20 protein-coding genes and 2 pseudogenes are annotated in these 23240 nt (G+C 35.8%); 7 read left to right on the top strand and 15 right to left on the bottom strand.

What is annotated here, in order from left to right; translation table 11 throughout:
* The first annotated feature begins 521 nt into the window (after positions 1-521).
* Positions 522-1403 (top strand): helix-turn-helix domain-containing protein, encoded by an 882-nt coding sequence (locus COE49_RS18580; protein ID WP_088232666.1) that lies wholly within the window; start codon positions 522-524, stop codon positions 1401-1403.
* A 54-nt stretch (positions 1404-1457) separates the two neighbouring features.
* On the opposite strand, the gene yhaM is transcribed toward COE49_RS18580, so the two are convergent.
* The 3 genes from yhaM to COE49_RS18565 are packed head-to-tail and all read right to left on the bottom strand — an operon-like array spanning position 1458 to position 6606.
* The gene (gene yhaM / locus COE49_RS18575; RefSeq protein ID WP_071711193.1) at positions 1458-2402 is read right to left on the bottom strand and encodes a 3'-5' exoribonuclease YhaM; all 945 of its coding nucleotides are present in this window, start codon (positions 2400-2402) and stop codon (positions 1458-1460) included.
* Between the two features lie 41 nt (positions 2403-2443).
* On the bottom strand, positions 2444-5368 hold the full coding sequence (locus COE49_RS18570) for an ATP-binding protein (protein ID WP_098945995.1): 2925 nt from the start codon (positions 5366-5368) through the stop codon (positions 2444-2446).
* Positions 5365-6606 carry a metallophosphoesterase family protein gene (locus tag COE49_RS18565; RefSeq protein ID WP_088232668.1) on the bottom strand — a complete coding sequence of 414 codons (1242 nt, stop codon included), beginning with the start codon at positions 6604-6606 and terminating at the stop codon, positions 5365-5367. Before COE49_RS18565 ends, COE49_RS18570 begins: the two co-directional genes overlap by 4 nt.
* 208 nt (positions 6607-6814) lie before the next feature.
* On the opposite strand from COE49_RS18565, the gene COE49_RS18560 reads away from it, so the two are divergent.
* On the top strand, positions 6815-7000 hold the full coding sequence (locus COE49_RS18560) for a YhzD family protein (protein WP_000539550.1): 186 nt from the start codon (positions 6815-6817) through the stop codon (positions 6998-7000).
* Between the two features lie 26 nt (positions 7001-7026).
* Here the strand turns inward: COE49_RS18560 and COE49_RS18555 are convergent, their stop codons facing one another.
* Positions 7027-7389, bottom strand: coding sequence for a hypothetical protein (locus COE49_RS18555; protein WP_140417495.1), 363 nt, complete (start codon positions 7387-7389; stop codon positions 7027-7029).
* Between the two features lie 151 nt (positions 7390-7540).
* On the opposite strand from COE49_RS18555, the gene COE49_RS18550 reads away from it, so the two are divergent.
* Complete coding sequence (locus COE49_RS18550; RefSeq protein WP_000273535.1) at positions 7541-7681, top strand: YflJ family protein; 141 nt, start codon at positions 7541-7543, stop codon at positions 7679-7681.
* A gap of 126 nt (positions 7682-7807) precedes the next feature.
* Here the strand turns inward: COE49_RS18550 and COE49_RS18545 are convergent, their stop codons facing one another.
* Together COE49_RS18545 and COE49_RS18540 are read right to left on the bottom strand one after the other, a co-directional pair.
* The gene (locus COE49_RS18545) at positions 7808-8392 is read right to left on the bottom strand and encodes a hypothetical protein (protein WP_098945994.1); all 585 of its coding nucleotides are present in this window, start codon (positions 8390-8392) and stop codon (positions 7808-7810) included.
* Between the two features lie 87 nt (positions 8393-8479).
* Positions 8480-9058 carry a DUF4352 domain-containing protein gene (locus tag COE49_RS18540; RefSeq protein ID WP_098945993.1) on the bottom strand — a complete coding sequence of 193 codons (579 nt, stop codon included), beginning with the start codon at positions 9056-9058 and terminating at the stop codon, positions 8480-8482.
* A gap of 364 nt (positions 9059-9422) precedes the next feature.
* Here COE49_RS18540 and COE49_RS18535 point away from each other — a divergent pair, with 364 nt between their 5' ends.
* Together COE49_RS18535 and COE49_RS18530 are read left to right on the top strand one after the other, a co-directional pair.
* Complete coding sequence (locus COE49_RS18535) at positions 9423-10415, top strand: zinc-dependent alcohol dehydrogenase family protein (protein WP_141552104.1); 993 nt, start codon at positions 9423-9425, stop codon at positions 10413-10415.
* 115 nt (positions 10416-10530) lie between these two features.
* Positions 10531-10836, top strand: a complete 306-nt coding sequence (locus COE49_RS18530; RefSeq protein WP_098882681.1) for a hypothetical protein — start codon at positions 10531-10533, stop codon at positions 10834-10836.
* A 135-nt stretch (positions 10837-10971) separates the two neighbouring features.
* On the opposite strand, the gene COE49_RS18525 is transcribed toward COE49_RS18530, so the two are convergent.
* From COE49_RS18525 to COE49_RS18515, 3 genes are all read right to left on the bottom strand, one after another.
* Positions 10972-12063 carry a hypothetical protein gene (locus tag COE49_RS18525; protein WP_088232672.1) on the bottom strand — a complete coding sequence of 364 codons (1092 nt, stop codon included), beginning with the start codon at positions 12061-12063 and terminating at the stop codon, positions 10972-10974.
* A complete protein-coding gene (locus COE49_RS18520; RefSeq protein ID WP_088232673.1) occupies positions 12060-13250 on the bottom strand; it encodes a hypothetical protein in 1191 nt (396 codons plus the stop codon). Before COE49_RS18520 ends, COE49_RS18525 begins: the two co-directional genes overlap by 4 nt.
* Before the next feature lie 512 nt (positions 13251-13762).
* Positions 13763-14074: a YbjQ family protein gene (locus tag COE49_RS18515; protein ID WP_088232674.1), complete on the bottom strand. Its 312-nt coding sequence runs from the start codon at positions 14072-14074 to the stop codon at positions 13763-13765.
* A 205-nt stretch (positions 14075-14279) separates the two neighbouring features.
* On the opposite strand from COE49_RS18515, the gene COE49_RS18510 reads away from it, so the two are divergent.
* Positions 14280-14744 carry a hypothetical protein gene (locus COE49_RS18510; protein WP_098357205.1) on the top strand — a complete coding sequence of 155 codons (465 nt, stop codon included), beginning with the start codon at positions 14280-14282 and terminating at the stop codon, positions 14742-14744.
* 90 nt (positions 14745-14834) lie between these two features.
* On the opposite strand, the gene COE49_RS18505 is transcribed toward COE49_RS18510, so the two are convergent.
* The 6 genes and pseudogenes from COE49_RS18505 to COE49_RS18480 form a co-directional block, all read right to left on the bottom strand.
* Positions 14835-15956 (bottom strand): S-layer homology domain-containing protein, encoded by a 1122-nt coding sequence (locus COE49_RS18505; RefSeq protein ID WP_098945992.1) that lies wholly within the window; start codon positions 15954-15956, stop codon positions 14835-14837.
* Positions 15957-16250: 294 nt separating this feature from the next.
* Complete coding sequence (locus COE49_RS18500) at positions 16251-16883, bottom strand: DUF6241 domain-containing protein (RefSeq protein WP_098357207.1); 633 nt, start codon at positions 16881-16883, stop codon at positions 16251-16253.
* Between the two features lie 410 nt (positions 16884-17293).
* The gene (locus tag COE49_RS18495) at positions 17294-19033 is read right to left on the bottom strand and encodes an S-layer homology domain-containing protein (RefSeq protein WP_098945991.1); all 1740 of its coding nucleotides are present in this window, start codon (positions 19031-19033) and stop codon (positions 17294-17296) included.
* A 156-nt stretch (positions 19034-19189) separates the two neighbouring features.
* Positions 19190-19372: pseudogene (locus tag COE49_RS18490) on the bottom strand (GMC family oxidoreductase); the annotation flags it as partial.
* A 377-nt stretch (positions 19373-19749) separates the two neighbouring features.
* Positions 19750-20139, bottom strand: coding sequence for a hypothetical protein (locus COE49_RS18485; RefSeq protein WP_088232679.1), 390 nt, complete (start codon positions 20137-20139; stop codon positions 19750-19752).
* Between the two features lie 124 nt (positions 20140-20263).
* Positions 20264-20644, bottom strand: a pseudogene (locus tag COE49_RS18480) (Rrf2 family transcriptional regulator); the annotation flags it as partial.
* 113 nt (positions 20645-20757) lie between these two features.
* Between COE49_RS18480 and COE49_RS28265 the strand changes: the two are divergent.
* Entirely contained in the window at positions 20758-23166 is a 2409-nt protein-coding gene (locus tag COE49_RS28265) for a collagen-like repeat preface domain-containing protein (protein WP_170933793.1), read from the top strand.
* The last annotated feature ends 74 nt before the right edge of the window (positions 23167-23240 follow it).

Below are 23240 nucleotides of genomic sequence, written 5' to 3'. Positions count from 1 at the left end.
CCCCACCTAAATTCTTTGCTTTCGCTGAATTTTGAGGTGGGGGTCTTACTGCCCATTAAAGCGGGATAAACAAAAAGAATCCTACCTGTATGGAAGGATTCTTTTATGATGTAACTACTGTAAAAGTGTTTTCAGCTTTGATCACTTATTAAACTTCCCTTATAACCTGTAGCACCAATCATTTCAAATTTTTTTAATCCCATTGCATATGTTTGTACCAGGCTTTGTTGATGTGTGTAGACTTCACAGATGATGAAGTTTTAGACTTATCCCTTAGTGTACCAATTTTATTAGAACATCCTACAATATTTAGAAGGAATGTAGCCAATAAACACGATATTATTAATTTCTTCAAATAACCACTTCTAACTTTTTTTCAGTAACATTTTATTTATAACATAGGTTCATTCAAATTTGTTCATATTAAAATAATTAATAATTGCAACCATACTAATTTTACATTACATTAAAGGTTAGAAATTATTCTTATACTCATAAAGTGTTACATATTAGGGGGCAACATGGAGTTTTATAATTTAGGTATCACTATTAAAGAACTGAGAATAAAAAAAAATATATCACAATCCGAGTTATGTCACGGAATATGTTCACAAAGTCAAATTAGTAAAATAGAAAAAGGCATTATTTATCCATCTAGCATATTACTGTATCAATTATCTGAAAAGCTTGGTATTGATCCGAATTATATATTTGCACTAACTCAAAATAAGAAATTAAAATACGTAGAAAATGTAAAATATGTAATGAGAGATTGCACAAAGCAAAAACAATATAAAGAACTTTATGAAATAGTGGAACAAGAAAAAAACGAGAATAATTTCCAATCAAAAGAAGATCAACAATTTCTAATATGGCATGAATCAATTGCTAGATTTTATGTACATAAATCAACAAAAACTGCTTTAAAACTTTTAAACAATGCTTTAAAACTAACTATAACGAATTCTGATTTTTTATCAGAAAGAGAAATAGATATGATGCAGACGATGGCTATATTTCATTGGGACAACAATGAATACGAAAAAAGCATTACTATCTTAAAAAAATGTTTAACTCATTTTAATAAGCTAGATTTTCCTAAAGATAAAGAAATTAAATTAAAAATCATTTTTAATTTAGCAAAAATTTTAGGCCATGAACATCAACATGAAGAGGCAATAAAATACAATGATATGGGCATCAAATTAGCTATTAATCTAAATACTTTCTACCTATTGGGTGAACTATACTATGGGAAAGCTTGGAATTTATTGAAACTTAAACAATCTAATGAAAAAGATATTGCTACTAACATGGAAAAAGCGTTATTTATATTTGAACTAACAGAAAACGAAGACAAGTTAAAAATAATTAAAGAACAATATTTTGAAAAGCAAAATTAAAAAACAGCCCCACTAAGCTTACTAATACTTAATGAGGCCATTTGGTTCACACTATTAATTATGGAACGACGGTTTATAGAACGAACGATTATCAAGAGCAAATACACGCTCTGTGTATTCGCCTGGTTTTGTACGTCCTAATGCGCGGTCCATCATGTTCATTTTTGCATCTAAGTTATCGATGTAATGCAGAATTTCTGCTTCTTTTACTAAAGGTGGTTTTGGGCTACCCCACTCTGCTTTTCCGTGGTGAGACAGAACGATATGTTGAAGAATTAATACTTCTTCTGCATCGATTTGTAGTTCCTCTGCCGCTTTCCCAATTTCGTTCACCATAATCGAAATGTGGCCAAGTAAATTTCCTTCTAACGTATACGTTGTAGAAATTGGGCCAGATAGTTCGAATACTTTACCAAGGTCGTGTAAAATCACGCCTGCATATAGTAAGTCTTTATCTAACGATGGGTATAGAGTTGCAATTGCTTTCGCTAAATCTAACATCGACACTACGTGATAAGCTAGTCCAGATACGAATTCGTGATGATTTTTCGTCGCTGCTGGATACTCTAAAAACTCGTTTTGATGCTTATTTAATAAATGTCTTGTTAAACGCTGAATGTTCGGGTTTCTCATTTCAAATATGTATTGCGTAATTTTTTCAACCATATCTTCTTTTTTCACTGGTGCTTTTTCTACGAAGTCCGAGATGTCTGTTACTTCATTTTCATTCGCAACACGGATTTGTTTCACGCGTAATTGAATACGTCCTTTGTAGTTTAAAATATCTCCAGCTACTTTAACGATTGTTTCTGCTACATATTGTTTCTCAACTTCTGGTGATACGTCCCATAGCTTCGCTTCAATATCTCCACTTGGGTCTTGTAAGATTACTGTTAAAAACGGCTTTCCATTACTTGCGAGACCTTTCGTCGCTGTTTTAATTAACAAGAAAACATCGACTTGTTCACCAACTTCATACTCTGCAATTTTCTTTTTCATTCGAATTCCTCCACCAAATCAGTTACTTTTAGTATAGCATACTACAACTCATTTTCTTTACGCATATGCGTTAATTTTATAATCTGTTTTTCCGTAAAGAACGCGAGTAGATGAGCGTGGCATGTAAAGAAGATGACTTGTCTATCTTTCGCAATTTCTTTTATCAGTTCAATCGTTCGATTCGTCCTTACCGCATCAAAGTGCACGAAACTATCATCAATAATAAATGGATAATCATGCTCAAATGTTTTCGCGAGTGCAAATCTCAGCGATAAATATAACTGCTCTGCTGTCGCTTGGCTTAGTTCATGACTGTAAAAACGCATACCGTCGTTACGTTCCACAATGAAAGGTTCCGCCTCTGACGGTGAAAAGATTTTACTATAACGTCCGCCCGTTAAATAGACGAAATACTCTTCTGATTTTTGTAAAATACGCGGCAAATGTACTTCATGATAATATTGCTTCGTTTTCGTTAACACTGTCTTTGCCGCCGCATATGCAGCCCACTTCTTCACTTGTTCACGCACTTGCGCTTTTTTCATTTCCCATTCATGCAGTAAATCACCGTACGTACTACCTTCTTCTAAATTCGCAATTTCCATACGATGTTTCGCAATACGCTCTGTCAGCTCTTTCTCTTGCGCGAGACAGTTTTGCGTAGCTGTAATTTCTTGCTTTAATTTTTCATCATAACCGTCAGCTTCATAATGTTCAGCTAATGATAAACTCGTTAAACGCTGTTCTAACAAATCAATTTGTGGTAATAAACGCCCAACTTGCTTATCGGCGTCTTCACGTTTCTCCGCTAGTTTACCTGCTTCTAAAAACATCTCTTCATCTGTAGCTTCTGCAATATGCCATAAACCGTTTCGTTCTACTAACAGTTGCTTCAATTGCCCTTGCACGAATTCATATTCTTCTTGCCATTCCGCTAGCTTCTCTTTCAGCTGCTTACAAGTTTGGAGCTTCTCTTTCTCCTGTTGCATACGACTTTGCGCTTCATAGAGCTTACTATACTCCGCGCTACCGATAACCGTTTCTAGTTTATGTTCAAAGTGCGAAATCATTTCATATAATGAGGATTTTCGCGCGCCTTGCTTCTCTAATTCACGGTATAATTGCTGCATTTTTTCCATACGCTCAAACGCCGGCAATATGTGTGCATACGTATAAAAATCTGGGAACATATAGCGCGTTTTATATGCATCTACTTGTTCGCTAATGCGGAACGTCTCTCTCTCCCATTCCTCATACGATGAAACGACTTTATCATACGCTCGCTCCATTTGCTGTAACTTATACGACTCGCGCTCAAATAGCTTACGAATCTCTTCATCTTTTTCTAGTTGATAGCGAACAGACATCGCTTCTTCACTTTGTCTCCCGCCAGCACTTTGCTCAAGAGTAAGGAGCTCTTCTTGTAATCCACTTGCCGGATCTTTATATAAAACAAGAGCAAGAACAATCCCTACAAAAACAATGACACTAATAAATAAGAGTGGGCGGTTATCAATAAATAAGCTCGTGAATAAAACAAGCGTGTTAATAAGAAGTAACAGAAGACAAACTCTTTGCCACTGCTTTTTCTTTTGCATAGCGGCTCCTGCTTTTTCCTCATACTTACGCTTCATTCTCTCTGCGCCCATACCGATAAACGCCGCATCTTGGAACGACTTTTCTTTCTCACCTAACGCATTTCGCTCTTCATCCGCTAACATTTGTTTCTGAATCTGTCTTATATTTTCTTCTTGCTCTTCTAATTGCTCTTGCGCTACTTTGAAATGATCATCGAGCTGTGCTTTTTGCGTTTCTAACTCGCGCGCCTTTTGCACTGTTTGCGTCATTAACTCTTTCGTCGCCAAACTCATATCAAACGAAAGAACCGTTTCTTTTTCAAAAGTAGCACCAATTTGCTGCTCTAGCTCGGCGATTTCTTCTTTTATATTCGCAATACTTCCCGCTATGTCACGCATTTCTTGGCGCGCATTTTCATACGACAAATGCTGCATACGAAGTTCTTCTACGTAACTTTCTTTTTGTAAAAATTCTTCATCTATTTCTGTGGAATCAATTTCTGATTGCACTGTTTCAATCTTTTTTTGAAGTGAATCTACTTGCAACTGAAGCGGCTCCATTTTTGCCTTGATTGCCTCATAACGCGCTATTCCGTTTACAGGAAACTGCCCGTTTTCATTTTCTAACACTTTCTCGTGCGCACGTTTTTCAATAACGAGAGGCTCTAGCGCTGCTAATATTTCATAATCTTGCTTTCGTTTTTCCGCGCTCTCTTTCTCTGCACGAACAGAAGCAAGTTTCTCTTCACTTTCTTTTAACTGCTCCACTTGTTTTTCATACGTGCCAATTTTCCCTTGCCACTCTTTCATCTTCTCTTCAAGCTTCTTCATCTCTTGCAGTGACACGTTAATTTCCGGCTTACGACCACTCGGCTTAAAGCGCTGATCCATTTCTTTCTCTAACTTTTTATCGAGCTGCAATAACGCATCGCTTCCGACTGCGCTGGCCGAAAATAAATAATTACCAATATCCGCTTCGCCTAGTTGATGAATGTTTTGAAGGCCATGCATATCAAATGAAAAGACAGAGTCAAATAAGCTTTCATTCATTCCGCTTAATATATCGTGTAAAATATCTTCGCAGCCCGTTTTCCCGTCTTCAAAATAAACGGTCACCTCGCCAGCCGCTGTTTTCGGCAATCGTTCAATTTTCAAACGACCGTACTTCTCCGTTTGTACTGTGACCGCACCGCCATACTTGCCGCCTTCTTTCGGCTCATAACGGCGCTGTCCTCTCGTCGGAAAACCGAATAAAATACTTTTCATAAACGAGCGAATTGTCGATTTCCCCGCTTCATTTTCACCGTACAACACAGTCAACAAAGAAAGATCCATTTCCACATTTTCTAATTTTCCGTACCCATAAATATGGAGTTTTTCCATTCTCATTTCTTATCCCTCTCTTGCTGGAATAATTGCTCTAAAATAATATTTTCCGCTTCCTTTTGAATCTCTTTCTTCTCTTCCTCTGTAAAAGATTCAATACTATTACGCGCTACAGGAGATGTCCAAATCGCGCGCAACACTCCGTCCATATTTGTAAAAGCTTCTAACTCCTTCAGCACACTACCGACGAAATGATTTTCTTCTTTCAAACGTTCAATTTCTGCAAAAGAAACCGTCCCATTTTTCCACTTCATCGCATATACGAAATTTTTTCGCTCTTCGCCAGCTGCTAAAATATGAAAAATCTCTTCCGCGCGTTTTTCATCACGTAAATAAGGAGAAAGTGGTCCTTGCCCTGTAAATACGGCAGTTAAAAGCGTCCCTTCCTCTTCTCTTCGGCATTCATTCATCGCTGTTGATACTGCCGTCATAAGATCATCAACCGTTTCAAGTCCATCGATACTCACTTCTATCTCATCCCATACAACATCTGCCGTATGGAAAAATGAACATTGCGTTCCTTGTTTCGTAAGTTCAATAAGGTATGCACCTTTCTCGCCCGTCTCCTTACGATGACGCCCTTGTATGTTCCCTGGATAAATCATATACGGCTCTTCCGATAAAATTTCACGTTTATGTATATGGCCAAGAGCCCAATAATCAAACTGCTTTTCTTTCAGCTCACGAATTTGAAACGGTGCGTAGCGATTATGCTCTGCATCTCCTTCCACACTACCGTGAAGCATGCCAATATGAAAAGGCGCATCACTCATTTTCGTATACTGCGCTGTCATATTATCCGTTACCGCTTGCTGCAAATAACTAAACCCGTAAATAGAAGCGAACAACTCACCATTTTTATAAAATGACTTCTCTTCTACATAAGGCTCCGTAAACACATGAACATTTTCCGGAAACTCAATTGCAGCCCAACTTCCGCCTAAATGGTCGTGGTTACCGTGAATAATAAAAACAGGGATATCGTACTGCGAAAGTCTCTTCATTTGCTCGCGCACAAACACTTGCGCCCTCAAACTTCTCGTCTCCGCATCATACAAATCCCCGGCTAGTAATACGAAATCAACGCGCTCTTGAATCGCTTTATCAACAATACGCTCAAATGATTCAAACGTACTTTGCTTCATTCTTTCCCAAACAGACTGCGCTACATTCATTTCCATCCCTTTAAACGGACTATCCAAATGCAAATCAGCCGCATGTATAAACTTCACTTGTTTCACAAATAACGATCCTTTCTGTATTTCAAAAGTTTCATTTTATCAAGATTAAAATAGTTGAAAACAAATAATCATCAGGTATGAAAGACTCCCCGAAGATTAAAGTTTCACTTTATTTTACCACGCAATGTCACATATTTCTTTGCATATTCTAGCGATTTATGACAAAATAGTTATAAGATTCTGATTTTAATTATTGGAGGGAATTTTCATGGGAGTATACGTTCTAACAGTCTTTGAAAAAGATGGTTCAAAAGCATTAGACGAATCATTCGAGGCAGCAACTGAAAAAGAAGCGAAAGCAAAAGGTGAATCTATTTTACAAGAAAAAGGATTGCACGAAAAAACGCATCGCTGCACATCTTCTGCAGGTAAGCTCGTTTTATTCCAGCGCTAAAAAAAGAAGCGTCATCCGCTTCTTTTTCACTCTACTATATCTTCGTCACACCACGTAAACACCACATCTAGAATGCGATTACCGATACGTACGCGTTTATTCCATTTACCTGTTTGGATCTGATGTTGCAATTCCGCTTTCATCTTTTCCGTCCAGTCGTGAATCGTTTCACTACCGTCGTACGGATATACGCTCGGAAACTCTTCCTGCAGTAGATACAAGCTTTCTACATCAAAATGAAAATGATAGAAGTAGTTTGCTGTAAGCGATGGTTCTTGCAATCGTAAAAAATGATCATCAACTTGCTTTCTATTTCTATAGAAAGTAAAGATATTCACTTTACCGCTCGTAATTTGGTCAATTTGAATTTCGTGCTTCTCTATAATCACGTCTTGCCCACCTCGTTGTATACTACCTTTAGTATATATGTCTTTTGCAACAAAGTTAACCATTTTCGCGCGAAATTCATTTCCTTCATTATATTGCCCGTACCTCCAAGTACAATCAGAACAAATAAAAAAGTTGAAGGGGAGCGATTACATGTATTTCGGAAGCAAAGGTTGGTATGTAAAAGAACTTAAAAAATTAGGTATCCGTACTTATGAAGGTAAAAAACTAGAATCGTATCGTACGCATATTTTATCTAGTTTACTTGAGAGAATGAAGAAGGCTTCGGCTTAATAAAAAAATACAAGAAGCTACTTTTAAAGTGGCTTCTTGCTTTATAATGAAAAAATCAATATCCTTTGTACCAATCATAGCCTAAATGAATAACATTCGCCTCATCAATGTCAGTATAAGAATAGTTTACTCTTTATTTTTTTCTTTTATCTTCTCAACTTCATTTTTTATATCCTCAGATACAACTACATCTATATTACCTTTATATTTCTTATATTCTTGGAATAACATATTTGCATTTTGGTTAAATGTCAGGAGGGTTCCACTAGGTGATTCAGTCTGTTCCTTTAAAGATGTAATAGTCCCATACATTTTTTTGTATTCATCATAAAGTTCTTTATATTTATCTGGATTTTCTTTTGCAGCTTCAGAAACCGTTTTTAATTGACCTTCCATATCACTATATATTACAAAAGCTTGAGAAATTATTGAATCATATGATTTTTTCTTAGCATTTACAGCTATATTAAAGTCTCGACGATTATCGATTGCTTTCGACCACGCATCCGAATACTCTGGTAAAACCATATTAGCAACAAACCCCATTAATTCTATATTATTATAAAATTCCGCTGCTGCTTGAACATAACTAGCCTCACGTTTCTTCTTCTCTTCTGCTTCTTTAGCATTTTTTTGTAATACATTCATACTTACAAGGGCTAGAATAACCACAATAACTCCTAAAATTCCTCCGATTACCTTTTTGTTCATGCTGATTCCTCCATTTATGCATAATTGTTAAATTGTATTTGGGAAGGCAAAATAAAAGCACTCATTTGAGTGCCTTTAACTATTTAACTATTCAACTTTTAATTTAATTTCTTTTCCTGTCATACCGCCACGAGCTTTTAAAACTAATCCTTGTGCGTCAGCAGGAACATCAAAGATGATTTTACCTGTTTGAGATAAACCAGGGTTAAGTTGTTTTAAGAAGAAATCAGACTTACCACCGTTACCTACATCGAAAGCTGTTTGAGCCTGTGTAGAGTACGTAAATTCACGATCTTTATTATCAACTAATTTGAAGCTGTTAGCATCAACAGTAATAGCATCTTTTTGATTGTTTGTAACTGTAACTTCAACTACTTTAAACACACCTTGTGCTTTTTCTTTTAAATATTCGCCACCTACAGAATCTACTGATTCAACAGATCCTACAGCGATTTTAACTTTAGAAGACTCACCTTCTTTAGAAAGTTCTTTTTTAGCCTCTTGTTTCTTAGGTTCTTCTTTAGTAGCTGGAGCACTAGTTTCTTGTTTTGGCTCTGTAGAAGATTTTTCTTTTTCATCATCTCCGCTACCTAATGCCGATCCAATGATACCTAGTATGATTAAACCGATGAATCCTAAACACCCAAACTTGAAAATTTTACCCATTAAATATTCCCCCAATGACAATATGTAAGATTTACGAACTTATCATATCAGACGACCTGATTATATTATGTCACATTTTGTCGAAGGAAAATAAAAAATACGCCCTAGAAGGTCATTAAAAAACGACATTTTGGGGGTAATCCCTTCTTTTTCACCTTTATATGGAATAATAAGTATTTATTTAGAAAAGAATCTATTAATTACCTCATATAACTACGTTTTCCTGGCAACTTCTCTCGCTTAATTCCATCAATGTATATATACATAACACCTTTCTGTTCACTTTTATCTAGCCTTAATGTGCTAAGCGCACAAGCTAAAAATGCTATAATAAACCCAATCAAACTAAGGGGGAACATCTATCTTGCACGGAAAACACATTCAATTTCACAAGTTTGGCAACCCAAAAGATGTATTGCAAGTTGAATATAAAAATATAGAACCACTAAAAGATAATGAAGTTCTCGTTCGTATGCGAGTTAGACCGATTAATCCATCTGACTTAATTCCGATCACCGGAGCGTATGCACATAGAATTCCATTACCTAACATACCTGGTTATGAAGGTGTTGGGATTGTAGAAGATGTAGGTGCGGGCGTTTCTAGAGACTTTATCGGCAAACGCGTTTTACCTTTACGCGGGGAAGGTACTTGGCAAGAATATGTGAAGACGTCAGCTGACTTTGTAGTCCCTATTCCTGATTCTATTGATGATTTTACAGCAGCACAAATGTATATTAATCCTCTTACGGCGTGGATTACATGTACAGAAACACTAAACTTAAAACAGGGTAGCGTGTTATTAGTGAATGCTTGCGGATCCGCTATTGGTCACCTTTTTGCACAGTTATCGCAAATTTTGAATTTCCGACTCATTGCAGTGACAAGAAATAGTAAACATACAGAGGAATTACTTCAACTGGGTGCCGATTATGTAATAAATACTTCCACTGCTCCGCTTCACGAAACAGTTATGGAATTAACAAACGGAGCTGGTGCAGATGCTGCGATTGATTCTATTGGAGGACCTGACGGAAATGAATTGGCGTTTTGTGTACGTCCAAATGGACATTTTTTGACTATCGGTCTTCTATCGGGCGTACAAGTAAACTGGGCAGAGATTGTCACGAAAGCAAAAGTGCACACAAACATATTTCATTTACGACATTGGAATAAAGATGTGTCACCACACAAATGGCAAGAAACGTTTCGTCACTTAATTCGCTTAGTAGAAAATAAGCAATTACGTTTTATGACGGTACATTCTACGTATGACTTAGCGGATGTGAAAACAGCGGTTGATGTTGTGCAGTCTGCTGAGAAAACAAAAGGGAAAGTGTTTTTGACTAGTTTTTAAATACAATTGAAAGTTTTTTTGATTGGCCTTTTAAATAAACTAGATAGTACGTTCAGGAATACCCAATTGTAAGTATCTGGTATAATTATATTAAAAGGTGAAAGGAGACTCTAACATGTGGTTACTTACAGCAATTGCGCCTGTTTTAATAGCCGGGGGAATTGTAGTATATGTGATTGGAAGGCTTAAACATAAATATAATAACGGCACCTTAGGTAAGAAAAAATCAAAAAACGCTCAAGTTTTATTAGATAGTCTCATACCAATGGGAATGCTGTTAGGGTGTTTAATCGGTATAATGATCGACATATTTTTCCCGAATTATTCATTGTTTACAATTGGTTTAGGAGCTGGAATCGGCTATTTATTTGGTTTTTTCGCCTATGAATTTTATAGTAAGACAGGAAACAGTTATTCATAAATAGTTGTCATTCAGAAACAACAGATAAGGTGATAGAATATGGTGTTGTATATAAGATATGTAATACCCTTAACTTGAAAAGAAAAAATCCCCTCAAAGCATATACTTTGAGGGGCGACTGTAAGCGCAAAGACATCAATTTTTTTGAATTTGATGAATAAAATCCACTGAAATATTATGGTCTTTTGCATATTGATGAACCATTTTTAATATTTCTAGACTAACACCTAATAAAACAAACCAATCTTTCTCCTCTAATTGTAGTTCTTTTCCCATTCTTCTACCGTGTACTAAAGAATTTCTTACCTTATAGAACCATTCATCTTCCTTACTTTCGCCTTCAAAAGCCTCAATATTTCTAAGCTTTGTTGTTACTCTACTAGGCATATCCTGAAAGATCTTATTTATACTCGCTGATTCTGTAAACTTGTAACTCAACTGGCTTGTTACCATACTATACACATCGTCTAAATTTAACGTTGTCTCTAACTTCTTCTTAATTTCATTTATGTTATAAGCTCTATATAAATACTCTATACATCTATAAATATCCATAAAAACATCTTTATAATAAAGATTTATTAAACTTCTCACTAAAGCATTGTAATTTAAAGTTTCAAAGTTCAATGTGAAAATCTCTTTATATTGAACCAACGCTTCTTCACAATATCCTACACCAATTCCTTCTTTATTTTCACATAAAAAATAACCAGTTAAATTTATTAATGGCAGATCTGATTCGACATAACCTTCTTGAACTTTAAATAAATGAACAGATGGGAAATATTTCTTCACAACATCATATTCATGACCTGCATACCCTTCTGTATCACTACTCTCAAATAACAATTCATTTTCAATACTATATTTATCTGATGATTCCCTCGGTTGAATTGCTAGGTCACACACAATTCTAAAAAAGAATTCTTTTGTTACACTTTTCGGTATTAAAATTTCAGAGTAAAACTCAATATCTTTCTCAACACCAATAATAGCGAAGTATCTATCGTTATTTATCGAATCCTCAATTAAACAAGAAATAAGCCCATTTTCTAATCTAAAAAAATCTTTTACATAGAGACCATTACAACGGGCTTTTTCCTCATCATTCAAACTTATCCATCTAGGGGTATATAAATGAACTTCCCTAGGGTATTCATTCATAAGGTCATAAAATCCTTGAAAAATCAATTTATTCATACGGATAAAATTTGTCATGCGTTTCATTTTGAACCAGCTGCTCTCCAGCATGGAGTTAAGTTTTCAAGTTCAAATTTCTTATCTATTAATGTTTCAAATGCTTTATTAAAGAATTTCCTTTCAAAATCACCAATTCCTCTATTTACAGTTTTCATATACTCATTTAATGTTATGAAATCTATATACTCAATTAGTTCTTCTTCATTTTTCTCTTTTAATTTTTCAAAGTAATGCTCAAATAAGTCCATTAAATAAGTCGCTTTTTCATTTTGCTTTTCTTTTGAATACTCTTCTCCTGGGATACCAAAAATATATTGAGCAATTGCAGACATAAATCCTGCTTTTAACGTTTGACTACCAAATAAATCTTTCCCGCTCTTAAACTTCTCGTCTTCTACCACTTCAGAATCTAAAGTTAATTTGAAAACTATTTCATCAAATTGAATCATGATTTTCAAGAATTCAATAAATAGGTTATTTAATTGATTTTCAGATGTAACTCCAATAAAATCTAACTTAGTAAATTCGTCAGCTAATGCAGATTTTGTATCAACCTTCGCTTCCCTCGTACCAAATACTAAAAATAATTCTACTATCTTTTCAGCTTGATATTCACCAGGTTTTGTACGATTAGATGGATTCTCAACACTCAATAAAGTCATTGCTTCTACATGATCAGTTAGTTCTTTTATCAATGGGTTATATACAACTTCAATTTGTCTCTTTAAATTCCATGGCACTTGTCCAGTATTAAGTATTAACATTCTATAAAGTAAGCTATTTACATTCTTTGTAATCCAAAATTCCACTCGAATTTCTCTTTCTAACACATCTTCACTTTCTTCAATCGCTTCCATAATAGATGTCGTTCTTTGCATACCATCTATTATCGAAATAGTATTCGCGTCAGCAGCATTAATTAGTTCCTCTAGCTCTGCATACTCTCCCGCTTCATGCATTTTCTCAATTTTATTAAATCCCTCTTCCCCTACAACAATACCTACTACAACTGGAGGTAATATAGTACCTCTTACTATATCGGATTTCATTCGGTTTCTAATAGTAACGGCAGATTTCGTTTTTAAAGCAACACGTTGACCTTCAACATTGCCTTTTTGTGTATAAGCCGTTTCGATTATTCCTAAATATTCTTTAATTTGATAGGTCTTCATTAATGAAAAACAGTCTACTCTCAAGTCTTTCAAAACATCCATATTAATCTTCCTCCTATTTTATATTCACAAATGTCTCTTTTGGATTCTTTATAATTTATAATCAATTATTTTTAATTCATTTAAATCTAAGTATAACTCTTTTCTTCAATATTTTTAAATTACTCTCCTTCTTACAATTGCATTATTAGTGATTTTCTCTTATATATTTATTATGTATAACATACAATAAAATCTATTAAATATAATTATATATTTGTTATCTCTATATTGTGTAAAGATTTATATTGTCACATTAACCTCTTCACTATTCCTTTTTTACTTAAGGCAACAATTAACTCACATTTAAGACACCTTATTTTACTCAAATACTAAAGAGGAATTCAATATATAAATATCTCACCCCTCTCCCACGCTTCCCCCTCACTATCATAACCTAATTTTATATGATAATAATTCTCCTAGTTTAATTGCTGTGCGTTGAACAAATGATACATATTGTTTACAAAAAAATCCCCTCAAAGCATAAGCTTCGAGGGGATTTTTTTGTTTTCTTATATACGTACAGCTGTACCACTTACAGCAACCATTAACATTCCATCACGAACTACTTCGTAATCTACGTCAACACCAACGATAGCGTTCGCACCTTTTTGTTTTGCAAGTTCTTTCATTTCATTCATTGCAATATCACGAGCTTCCTTTAGTTTGCTTTCATAAGCACCAGAACGACCACCGACAACATCGCGAACTGAAGCAAATAAATCACGAACAATATTTGCACCCATAATAGCTTCACCATTTACAATATCAATATACTCAATAATTTCTTTACCTTGGATTCCAGACGTTGTTGTTACGATCATGACTGACACGCTCCTAATACATTGTAGTTTTTTTAATGCGTTTTCTTATGTCTTTATTATGACATGGAAAAAGTATCTAATCTATTGAATTACCTTACATGAATGTGACAATTTTGTAAGAATGAAATATTATTCTACCTATCTCTTACAATAACTACATTAATTGACAGAAAATTGTTATAATTAAATTGAAGGAGGGGATAAAATGAAGAAAATAACTTATATATGCGCCCTTAGCGTTCTATCTTTCACTTTAATCGGTTGCACAAGCACCTCAGCTACAAATAAAGCTTCACAAGCTAAGCAAGAACATACACAAACCATTCAATTAAACTCCGCAAATATTACAGACATTGAAATACTTAACACAAGCAATAATGATATTTCCAAATCTCAAACAGACAATGAAGAAATGATACAATCTATCGTTTCAGCAGTACAAAATGGCACCCCTAAAACAATCACATTAGATCAAAAAAAGAGAGCATCTGCTCATTCTACTATAACCGTTACATATAAAGATGACTCAAAAGAAGAGTTTCTTGTATGGGTTGATAATAAGGAACAAATTACGATTGCTAAAGATGAGAAAAAAGATAAAATTGATGGTGTAATATTGAATATTGAAGACGTTAAAATGATGAAGGATTTTTTTAAGAAAACATCTTAAAAGATGTCTTCTCTTTGTACATTAAAAAGGCCTACCTATTTCCCTAGGTGGGCCTTATCTTTATTACACAATATCAAAGTATACTCTCTTTTACTTGTTATGTATTTCAACACGCATTAGATCGCTACTAGAATTTTGCTTCTCTAAGCTTATCTCTATTTTAAGATTGTTTTTATTTATATCAAATTTACCTGTGCGTGTATTAGAAGCCACTATATTATCAATCTCTGTACTCAAATCTAAGTTTGGATTTATCATAGTGATCCACTTTTTCCCTAAATCCATTAATGCCTTATTACCTTGACCTCTATCAATTACAAAATTAACAGTAAAGTTATTTTCATCATCACCCTCGACAGTGAAATTCCCATAAAATTCTGGAATCCCCTCTAATACCGGAGAGAATAAAACAACCTCTGAACCTGGACCGCCTATCGCTGCATACTTTAATTCCGCATTATATTTTGTGTTGATTTGAGTAACAAGATTTTGTGCTTCCTTAGATACAGATTTTTTCAGAACAGATGAGCTCTCCATCCAACCTTCATAATAATAAATATCATCGTCTGCTAACTCTTCCGGTATAGCTGTAGGCTCTTTTTCTGATTTATTAATTGTATTGTATAAGAATTGCGCATATTGCTCACGAGTTACAATCTTGTAAGGTTCAAACATATTATCGCCCGTGCCAGCAGCAATTTCATTTTCTTGTAATGCGCTGATAGCATTTGTTGCCCAGTAATTTTTATTTACATCTTTGAACGTAGTAGTAGACGTCGCTTTTAAGTTAAAAGCCTTTGTTAATACAGCAGCCAATTGTTCGCGTGTTAAAATATTATCCGGACCAAATGTGCCATCGCCGAATCCACTCATAATACCTGCTTTACTAAGAGTTAAAATTTCGTTTTCAAACATATGACCTTTAGTATCAGTGAAAGTATTTGGTGTATTAGGTTCATTTGCTGGATTCAAGTAAAGATATATCATTCTAGCTACTTGTCCACGTGTAATACTATCACCAAAACCAAATATACCATTTCCATAACCCGCTACAATATTTTTCTGTTGTAAATCCATAATTGCTTTATAAGACCAGTGATCTTCAGGAACATCTTTAAATCCTAACGTGTTTTCTGCTTGCACATTTGTTAGAGGGATTAGTGTTGTTGATACAATAACTGTCCCTGCTAAGATGAGTTGTTTAAAATTCATAATTGAATCCCCTTATCCTTATAATAATATATTGGTAGAAAATACCGAAAACATCCTTTTCCATATTAACATATAAAAACGTTTGTTTCAGGTTAATTTTGGAAATATCCAAAGAGGATCTTTCTTAATATTTTCTCTCTTCATATAACCAATTTTCTTTATACAAGAAAACGAAAAACATACCAATCGCAACCGGGATAAAGTAAATTGAATCCGTTAAAATATATGAGTGAACCTTTATTTTTCTCCTTCTATATAAAGATGGAACTGTTATAAGCTTTGGTGGGAGTTTTACTACCCGTTATCGCGAGATGACTTTCCATATTCCCACTCTTTATCATGAATATATAATCCTTCTTGACCAAAGAAATGGAAAATAAACTCTTTTTCGTCACTATCAGTTTTTTTAGCTAGTTTAGATCCCTCCATAATTTGCTTTGTTCCAGAACGTAAATAATGAATTTCTCTAAAGTCTTCAACTGCAGATTCGAATTTTCCATCGTACCATTTGTTCAGAATAGATTCATATTTTGGTCTTTCATTATTATTAATAATATTTAAGTTATTTTTTAAGTATTGAATGTTTTCTTTCGTCATTTGGCATCGCCCTACATCACGGGTACCAGGAACATGAAGATTATTCCCATTGAATGTTAGTTTTTGTAAAGACATATGTATCATCATGTCATTTATATTTTGCTCGTTTTTGATTTCTCCAATCGACTGTGCCGCTTTAGATAATTCATCTTCACTTACTACATAACTATCTTTTTGTTGCTTTTGAACGGTTTGAACTTTCGTTTTTTCCTGAACATTTTCTTCTTGTTTAAATTTTGATTCAGTTGTAGTCTTCTCATTTGAGCTACAAGCAGCCATTCCCATAAGCAATGTACCGCATGTTAACACCGGAAGTAACTTTCGTTTCATTTTTTTCCGCCTATCTGTAGTAGTTATTTTCAATAGCTTTTTAAAATGTAAGATTTCTCATCTTATAGTAACAAACGATTCATTTTTACATTGTTATATTTTGTCGAAATATAAAAAAAGAAAGCGCTTACTAACGTCAGGAGAAATCTTGTAACTTCTGTCATCTTATTTACTTCAGCAGTTATATGTATTTTTCTATCCATCCTGGCAATATTTAAGTGATTAACGTGACGTTAGTTCAATAAGTCAATGTATAATAAACGCTCAGAGCTTTTATGCCCTGAGCAATTTTAACGCTAATGATTGTGTATCTTGTTAATTCGAAAGCTAATTTTATTATTTATCCGCAAATTGCAATTTTGCACTTCAAAACCGAATCCGTGATCTTATGATAAGCGAGTTTTTCTTTCTTAGTACGTAAACGTAATCGTCACTAAAGAATATCCTTCTTTCGCATTATACGGCTCTGCTTTATAAGAAACTCGATTTGACCCTTTCGGATAACCGATTTCTCCAATTGCCTTTTTCACATCTTGCAGTGCACCATTCATTGATTGCTTATAAAGCACTTCAATTTTCTCTGGCTTTGCGCTATAACGCTGCTGCATTTTAGTTTTTAATTCATTGTAGTTATTTGCGATGTATTCATTTCCTAAATAGCTCAGCTTCGTGTCTTTTAATATTTGCTCATATACAGGAGTTTTCGTACTACCTGCCGCAATTTTATTTGTTAATGTACCATAATAATTCGTTGTAGCTTGCGGATAATCACTTCTGTTCCACTCATGATTTCTTGCAATTTGTTCATCTGATAAGTTGAAATATGAATACGTTACGCGGCCCTGCTCATCTGGCACTGGATCATCGAATGTCGTATCAAGGTGGTACCATTTATTTTCGATTTTCACTAAATTCCAAGCATGAGGTTGTCCGTCCCCAGTTCCTGTCACAAAATGATTTTCAATACCAGCTTCTTTTAATAATTGATAGGTTAATAGTGCGTAACCTTGGCAAACCGCAGAACGATTTACGAGTGCTTCATACGCTGTGTAAGCCTTATAAGACGTATCGTAAGAAACATGTTTTACGACATAATCATGAATCGCCTTCACTTTTTCGTGATCATCCATTCCAACTTGAGTAATAGAAGAAACGATCGCCTTCGCTTGTTTCATTACATATTCCGTTTGTTCTTTCGTTTCACGATATGTAATCTTTAGCGTAAATGTATAATTTCCAGGTGATCCAGAAAGTCCGTATGAAACATTCGATCTATTATAATTTGTATACTCATTTTTACTTGCCACTTCTTTATATGCGTTAAAAAGTGTATTCATCACTTCTTGTGTATTACTATTTTCCGTTTTATACGGAAGTGTAATATTCGTTTCGTATGCATTAATACGCGTTTGTACTTCCTCTTTAAACGCTGTTAATAACGCCGCATCTCCTGTATCTTGCCCCGCAACCTCAGGCTTTTTATATTTCAAAGTATTATATAAAAACTGTGCATATTGTTCACGTTTTACCACACCATATGGATCAAATTTCCCTTCGCCTGTACCAGATGCAATCCCGTTTGACTGTACCGCACTAATCGCATTTCCGCCCCAAAAATCTTTTGGAACATCGCTAAATGTGTGGTTTTGTTTCGCCGAAAGATGAAAAGCATTTGTAAGAATTTGCGCCATTTCTGCACGATTCACAGGAGCTTTCGGTCTAAAATTCCCTTTCTCATCCCCTTTAAATACCCCTGCATTCGTTAACATTAAAATTTCCTCAGGGAACATCGTAGAGTTTTGGTTAATATCGCCATAAGGATTATTAAACTTAGATCCGTCTTTTAATATATAAAGAGAATTATTGTTACTAAACGTTCCACCTTGTTTATTCGGAAGCATAACACGATACACTAAAGCCGCTACTTGCTCCCTCGTCGCAACATCTCCAAAACCAAATATCCCATTTCCATAACCGGAAATAATATTTTTACTCGCTAAATCTTGAATCGCAGTATACGACCAATGTGATGTAGGCACATCAGAAAAAACGCCCGCCTCCGCAGCCTTCACATCACTGCCATTTGTATATAATAAAGCACCACCAATAAGTGATAATGATGTAATTGATTTTAATAGTCTTGTGTACATAATGTCTTCTCCCAATACGTCTTCTATTTTTTGTCGAAAAATCTAAAAGGCTATGCCAAGACACATTATACAATCAATAGTTTTTAGAGGATACATTAAATTTTAAAATATGCAAAAATTCATATTGTATATTTTATTGAGTTAACATAAAACCTCATTATCATTCGCTCGAACTTCTGCTACTGCAATAGAAGGACTGCTATTCTCCATATTCGTTCCCGCTTCAAGCACTAGCACGGATGTACATGTATCATCCGTTAATTTTTTAGCGATTACCCCTCCGGCAGTTCCCGCACCAATCACGATATAATCAAATTCATTTTCACAATGTGAAGACAAAATCAATAACCTCCTTAATTCATGATAGTATATTCAATGTGAAATAGACTGTTTTGCTTGTATGTTTATCTATGCTTGTCCAGCATAATTTGTCAGCATGTCTTGGTAACAGTTCTTGTGGAGTTTTGTATATCGTAGTTATGTAACTTTAACGTAAACTATCATTACAGGATAAGAAATCAACTATAAAAAAACCTTCCACCTAAAGGTAGAAGGGATCTTCTAATTCCTATCTCAAACTACTCGCAATCTCCGTAAAGATAACCCCATGCGAGTTACGATTCTTTCGTATACTCTGCGCCTTTTTCAAAGGAGTTTTTACGTCTACTTCGTTTCAGGCGCTGTCTAACCAAGAGTCTACACATGGAGCAAGTGCGTCAGCAAACAAAAGTGTATTCTGCATTTCTGAAAACAGTAGATGGCAGATTGTGACCTGCTGAATCTGCTAAGAAAGAATATACAAGAACATCCTTAACATCATCTTTATTTCCACTAATGATGACATCAAGGAAATCTTCTATTTGGAATTCTGGAGTAAACAACACAATCTTAGTTGTTCTGTTTGGTTCTAAAGAAACAAAAGTACGAGAGATTTCAACTAATTCATTTTGAGTTGGGAAAAAAGTGTTTCGGCTTCTCTTAACAGTTACCGTTACATTACTAGTATGACAGCGTGAATCATTGTTTAACATAATGTTGAGAGCAGTTGGAATAATCCCATTTTCAGAAACCGGAACTCGAAACACTCCAGTAGATTTATGAGCCATATAATCACATCCTTTCAAAATAAAATATATTTACAATATATTAAATGCAAAAAACGATCAGTTTGATAGGGACAAATTACCAATATGTGAAGAAATCAAATTGGCAATAGAAATAGACTTTAAACTAGACAAATAATAGTTGATTGATATTGTTAAAAAACAAAAAAACTCTAACTANNTAGTTAGAGTTTTTTTGTTTGAAGTATTCACGAGTATCTACCCTTATCTTTTCAGGTAAAACAATATCAAGTTCTTTATCTAACCATGCAAGAGTCTTTTTACGAAGAAACTCACGCATGTGTTCTTCTGCTTCAAGCATTACTAAGTTAATTGTACAAGAAGAATTGCTAGGTTCACAAGAATTGCAAGCCTCGGCCTCGTCTCGATATAGTAGACCATTCTGTACAATATTTTTACATTGAAAAATAGGTTTTGGACCTTCGACAGCTTCTATTACATCCCAAAAAGAAACATCTTCTGGATACTTAGCTAACCTATACCCGCCCATTTTCCAACTCGTCTATAGGACAGCAAAAAACTGATTGACCACCCATTTTTGTGCGCAAATTGTGTATGTGCTCATAAGATAAACTGACTTAAAAGATGGAGGTTTATTTTATGAGGTTTAACAAAGATGATTGTAATAGATTTTGGCCTGCACTTCCCGTATCAAACGGTTCGGGCGATTCATGCTGTAACCCTGTTATTTTTACCAACGACCAAATACAGTCATTCATCACTTTATTGTCTTCATTAAATACTGCGCTTGCTAATTTTTTCAAAAATCCAAATACAACCACTGCAAGTGCACTAACAAGTATTTTACAATCTTTTTTCACATTACTACAAGGTGTTAACAACACACCTGAAACACAGTATGCGCTACAAATTTTACAGAAATTAATTGATACACTACAACAACCTAATTTACCTATAGAAACAATCGCTCAATTATCTCAACTCTTTTTGCAAGCAATCGCTTCTATTGTATCCAATTCTAATTTCCCCGCAAGCTCCTTATCTATTATCTTTCAAATACTCGTTAATGGGAACACGATTAGCATCCCTCCTGGGATTCCTCCAAGTATCCCAGTTTCCCCAACACAATCTTCACAGTTGGAACAATTGTTGGCTCAAATAACGTCTGCACTACAAAACTATATACAAAACCCAAATCCAGAAACAATAGCTAACTTACAACAAATTATTAATGGTTTTTTGTCTCTACTTTCTACATTTCCATCTAATCCACAAACAACATTTATAATTGAGTTATTACAAAATATTAATACATCGTTAGAAAATCCAAATACCTCTATCTCACAAATTTCTCAGTTATTCCAACAGTTTTTCAATGCACTTTCTTCATTCTTCCCAACACTTATTTTGGATCCGAATACATTGCAAATCCTTATTACTTCGTTGTTAGCAGCACTAAATGCTTCAACAGCTGGAGTTACAACAGGGCCACAAGGACCCCCCGGCCCGCAAGGTCCAGAAGGCCCAACCGGTCCTCAAGGCGTACAGGGGATTCAAGGAATTCCCGGTCCAATCGGTCCAACTGGGCCGCAAGGCGTGCAAGGTTTACAGGGGGCACAAGGTTTATTAGGTCCAACCGGGCCTCAAGGCGTGCAAGGAATTCAAGGCCCGCAAGGTTTACAAGGAATTCAAGGCGTAGCTGGACCAATTGGCCCAACTGGAATAGGTATTACTGGTCCAATCGGTCCAACTGGGCCTGCGGGTGGCGGAACAGGTGGCGGAATAGGACCAACGGGGCCAACTGGACCTGCTGGCGGTCCGACAGGTCCAACTGGAGCGACAGGACCACAAGGAATCCAAGGCATACAAGGGCCGATAGGTCCTCAGGGTCCGGAAGGTACAACGGGCCCGCAAGGCGTACAAGGGATTCAAGGGCCTCAAGGCTTAGAAGGAGCCACTGGTCCGCAAGGCGTGCAAGGAATTCAAGGAATAGACGGTCCAATCGGTCCAACTGGTTCGCAAGGATTACCAGGTTCACAAGGGCCTCAAGGCCTACAAGGAATAACGGGACCCCAAGGGATAGAAGGCCCTCAAGGTCCGGAAGGTCCGGAAGGCACAACTGGAGTAACTGGGGCCACCGGCTCACAAGGGATTCAAGGGCCTCAAGGAGTTCAGGGTCCTCAAGGGATCCAAGGTCCCACAGGAGTAACTGGGGCCACCGGCTCACAAGGGATTCAAGGGCCTCAAGGAATTCAGGGTCCTCAAGGGATTCAAGGTCCCACAGGGGTAACTGGGGCCACCGGTTCACAAGGGATTCAAGGGCCCATAGGAGTAACTGGGGCCACCGGCTCACAAGGGATTCAAGGGCCTCAAGGAGTTCAGGGTCCTCAAGGGATAGAAGGCCCCACAGGAGTAACCGGAGCAACCGGCCCACAGGGCATCCAAGGCGTGCAAGGTCCTCAAGGAATTCAAGGCCCTCAAGGGATAGAGGGACCAACTGGTCTAACAGGCGCAACTGGTCCCACAGGTCCAGGATCAGGGGCAGTAATTCCATTTACCACAGTGAATACAACGACACTTAATACAAACGCATCCGGCGATTCAACCAATATTTTAATTGCTAATTTTGGCACACGTAGTCCTGCGTATGCACTTACAGGAAATACTTTTACCTTGCCGCCTGGGGATAATCAGTATAGTTTTACCGTACCTTATGATGCAACCTTAAAAAATATTTACGCAAACTTTGTAAACCTTGGCGCTTTTACACCCGCAGGAGATGTTTTTCCGTATATTGTAATTGCTACAGCACCATCAAACAGTAATACTTTTACTTTACTTGCTGCTACCGAGACAGAAGCTGCTACTCCATTTGTAGGAGGGACCCCTTATCCCGCTAATGTAGTGTTATCCGGTTCAACAACGGATATCAATGTTCTTATTTCAGCGGGAACAAGAATCGCTATTTGTTGCGCATTTAGAATTACAACACCTCCTTCAGCGCAAGGCTATTTGTTTTATTATTCAGGAGGGCTTTTACTTTCTTAAAAGTTCACGGCTATTGTCTCTAAAGTAAAAAGCTAAACATTAACATTAAGTAGATGTTTATCGATATTAAACAA

This window comes from Bacillus sp. AFS029637, assembly GCF_002584985.1.
Lineage (GTDB): Bacteria > Bacillota > Bacilli > Bacillales > Bacillaceae_G > Bacillus_A.
This window is presented reverse-complemented; position numbering and strand designations above follow the sequence as displayed.

Excerpts from the sequence above, each read along its gene's own strand:
- COE49_RS18580 (WP_088232666.1), top strand. The coding sequence starts at position 522 with ATGGAGTTTTATAATTTAGGTATCACTATTAAAGAACTGAGAATAAAA.
- yhaM (WP_071711193.1), bottom strand. The coding sequence starts at position 2,402 with ATGAAAAAGAAAATTGCAGAGTATGAAGTTGGTGAACAAGTCGATGTT.
- COE49_RS18570 (WP_098945995.1), bottom strand. The coding sequence starts at position 5,368 with ATGAGAATGGAAAAACTCCATATTTATGGGTACGGAAAATTAGAAAAT.
- COE49_RS18560 (WP_000539550.1), top strand. The coding sequence starts at position 6,815 with ATGGGAGTATACGTTCTAACAGTCTTTGAAAAAGATGGTTCAAAAGCA.
- COE49_RS18550 (WP_000273535.1), top strand. The coding sequence starts at position 7,541 with ATGTATTTCGGAAGCAAAGGTTGGTATGTAAAAGAACTTAAAAAATTA.
- COE49_RS18545 (WP_098945994.1), bottom strand. The coding sequence starts at position 8,392 with ATGAACAAAAAGGTAATCGGAGGAATTTTAGGAGTTATTGTGGTTATT.
- COE49_RS18540 (WP_098945993.1), bottom strand. The coding sequence starts at position 9,058 with ATGGGTAAAATTTTCAAGTTTGGGTGTTTAGGATTCATCGGTTTAATC.
- COE49_RS18530 (WP_098882681.1), top strand. The coding sequence starts at position 10,531 with ATGTGGTTACTTACAGCAATTGCGCCTGTTTTAATAGCCGGGGGAATT.
- COE49_RS18525 (WP_088232672.1), bottom strand. The coding sequence starts at position 12,063 with ATGAAACGCATGACAAATTTTATCCGTATGAATAAATTGATTTTTCAA.
- COE49_RS18520 (WP_088232673.1), bottom strand. The coding sequence starts at position 13,250 with ATGGATGTTTTGAAAGACTTGAGAGTAGACTGTTTTTCATTAATGAAG.
- COE49_RS18515 (WP_088232674.1), bottom strand. The coding sequence starts at position 14,074 with ATGATCGTAACAACAACGTCTGGAATCCAAGGTAAAGAAATTATTGAG.
- COE49_RS18510 (WP_098357205.1), top strand. The coding sequence starts at position 14,280 with ATGAAGAAAATAACTTATATATGCGCCCTTAGCGTTCTATCTTTCACT.
- COE49_RS18505 (WP_098945992.1), bottom strand. The coding sequence starts at position 15,956 with ATGAATTTTAAACAACTCATCTTAGCAGGGACAGTTATTGTATCAACA.
- COE49_RS18500 (WP_098357207.1), bottom strand. The coding sequence starts at position 16,883 with ATGAAACGAAAGTTACTTCCGGTGTTAACATGCGGTACATTGCTTATG.
- COE49_RS18495 (WP_098945991.1), bottom strand. The coding sequence starts at position 19,033 with ATGTACACAAGACTATTAAAATCAATTACATCATTATCACTTATTGGT.
- COE49_RS18485 (WP_088232679.1), bottom strand. The coding sequence starts at position 20,139 with ATGGCTCATAAATCTACTGGAGTGTTTCGAGTTCCGGTTTCTGAAAAT.
- COE49_RS28265 (WP_170933793.1), top strand. The coding sequence starts at position 20,758 with ATGAGGTTTAACAAAGATGATTGTAATAGATTTTGGCCTGCACTTCCC.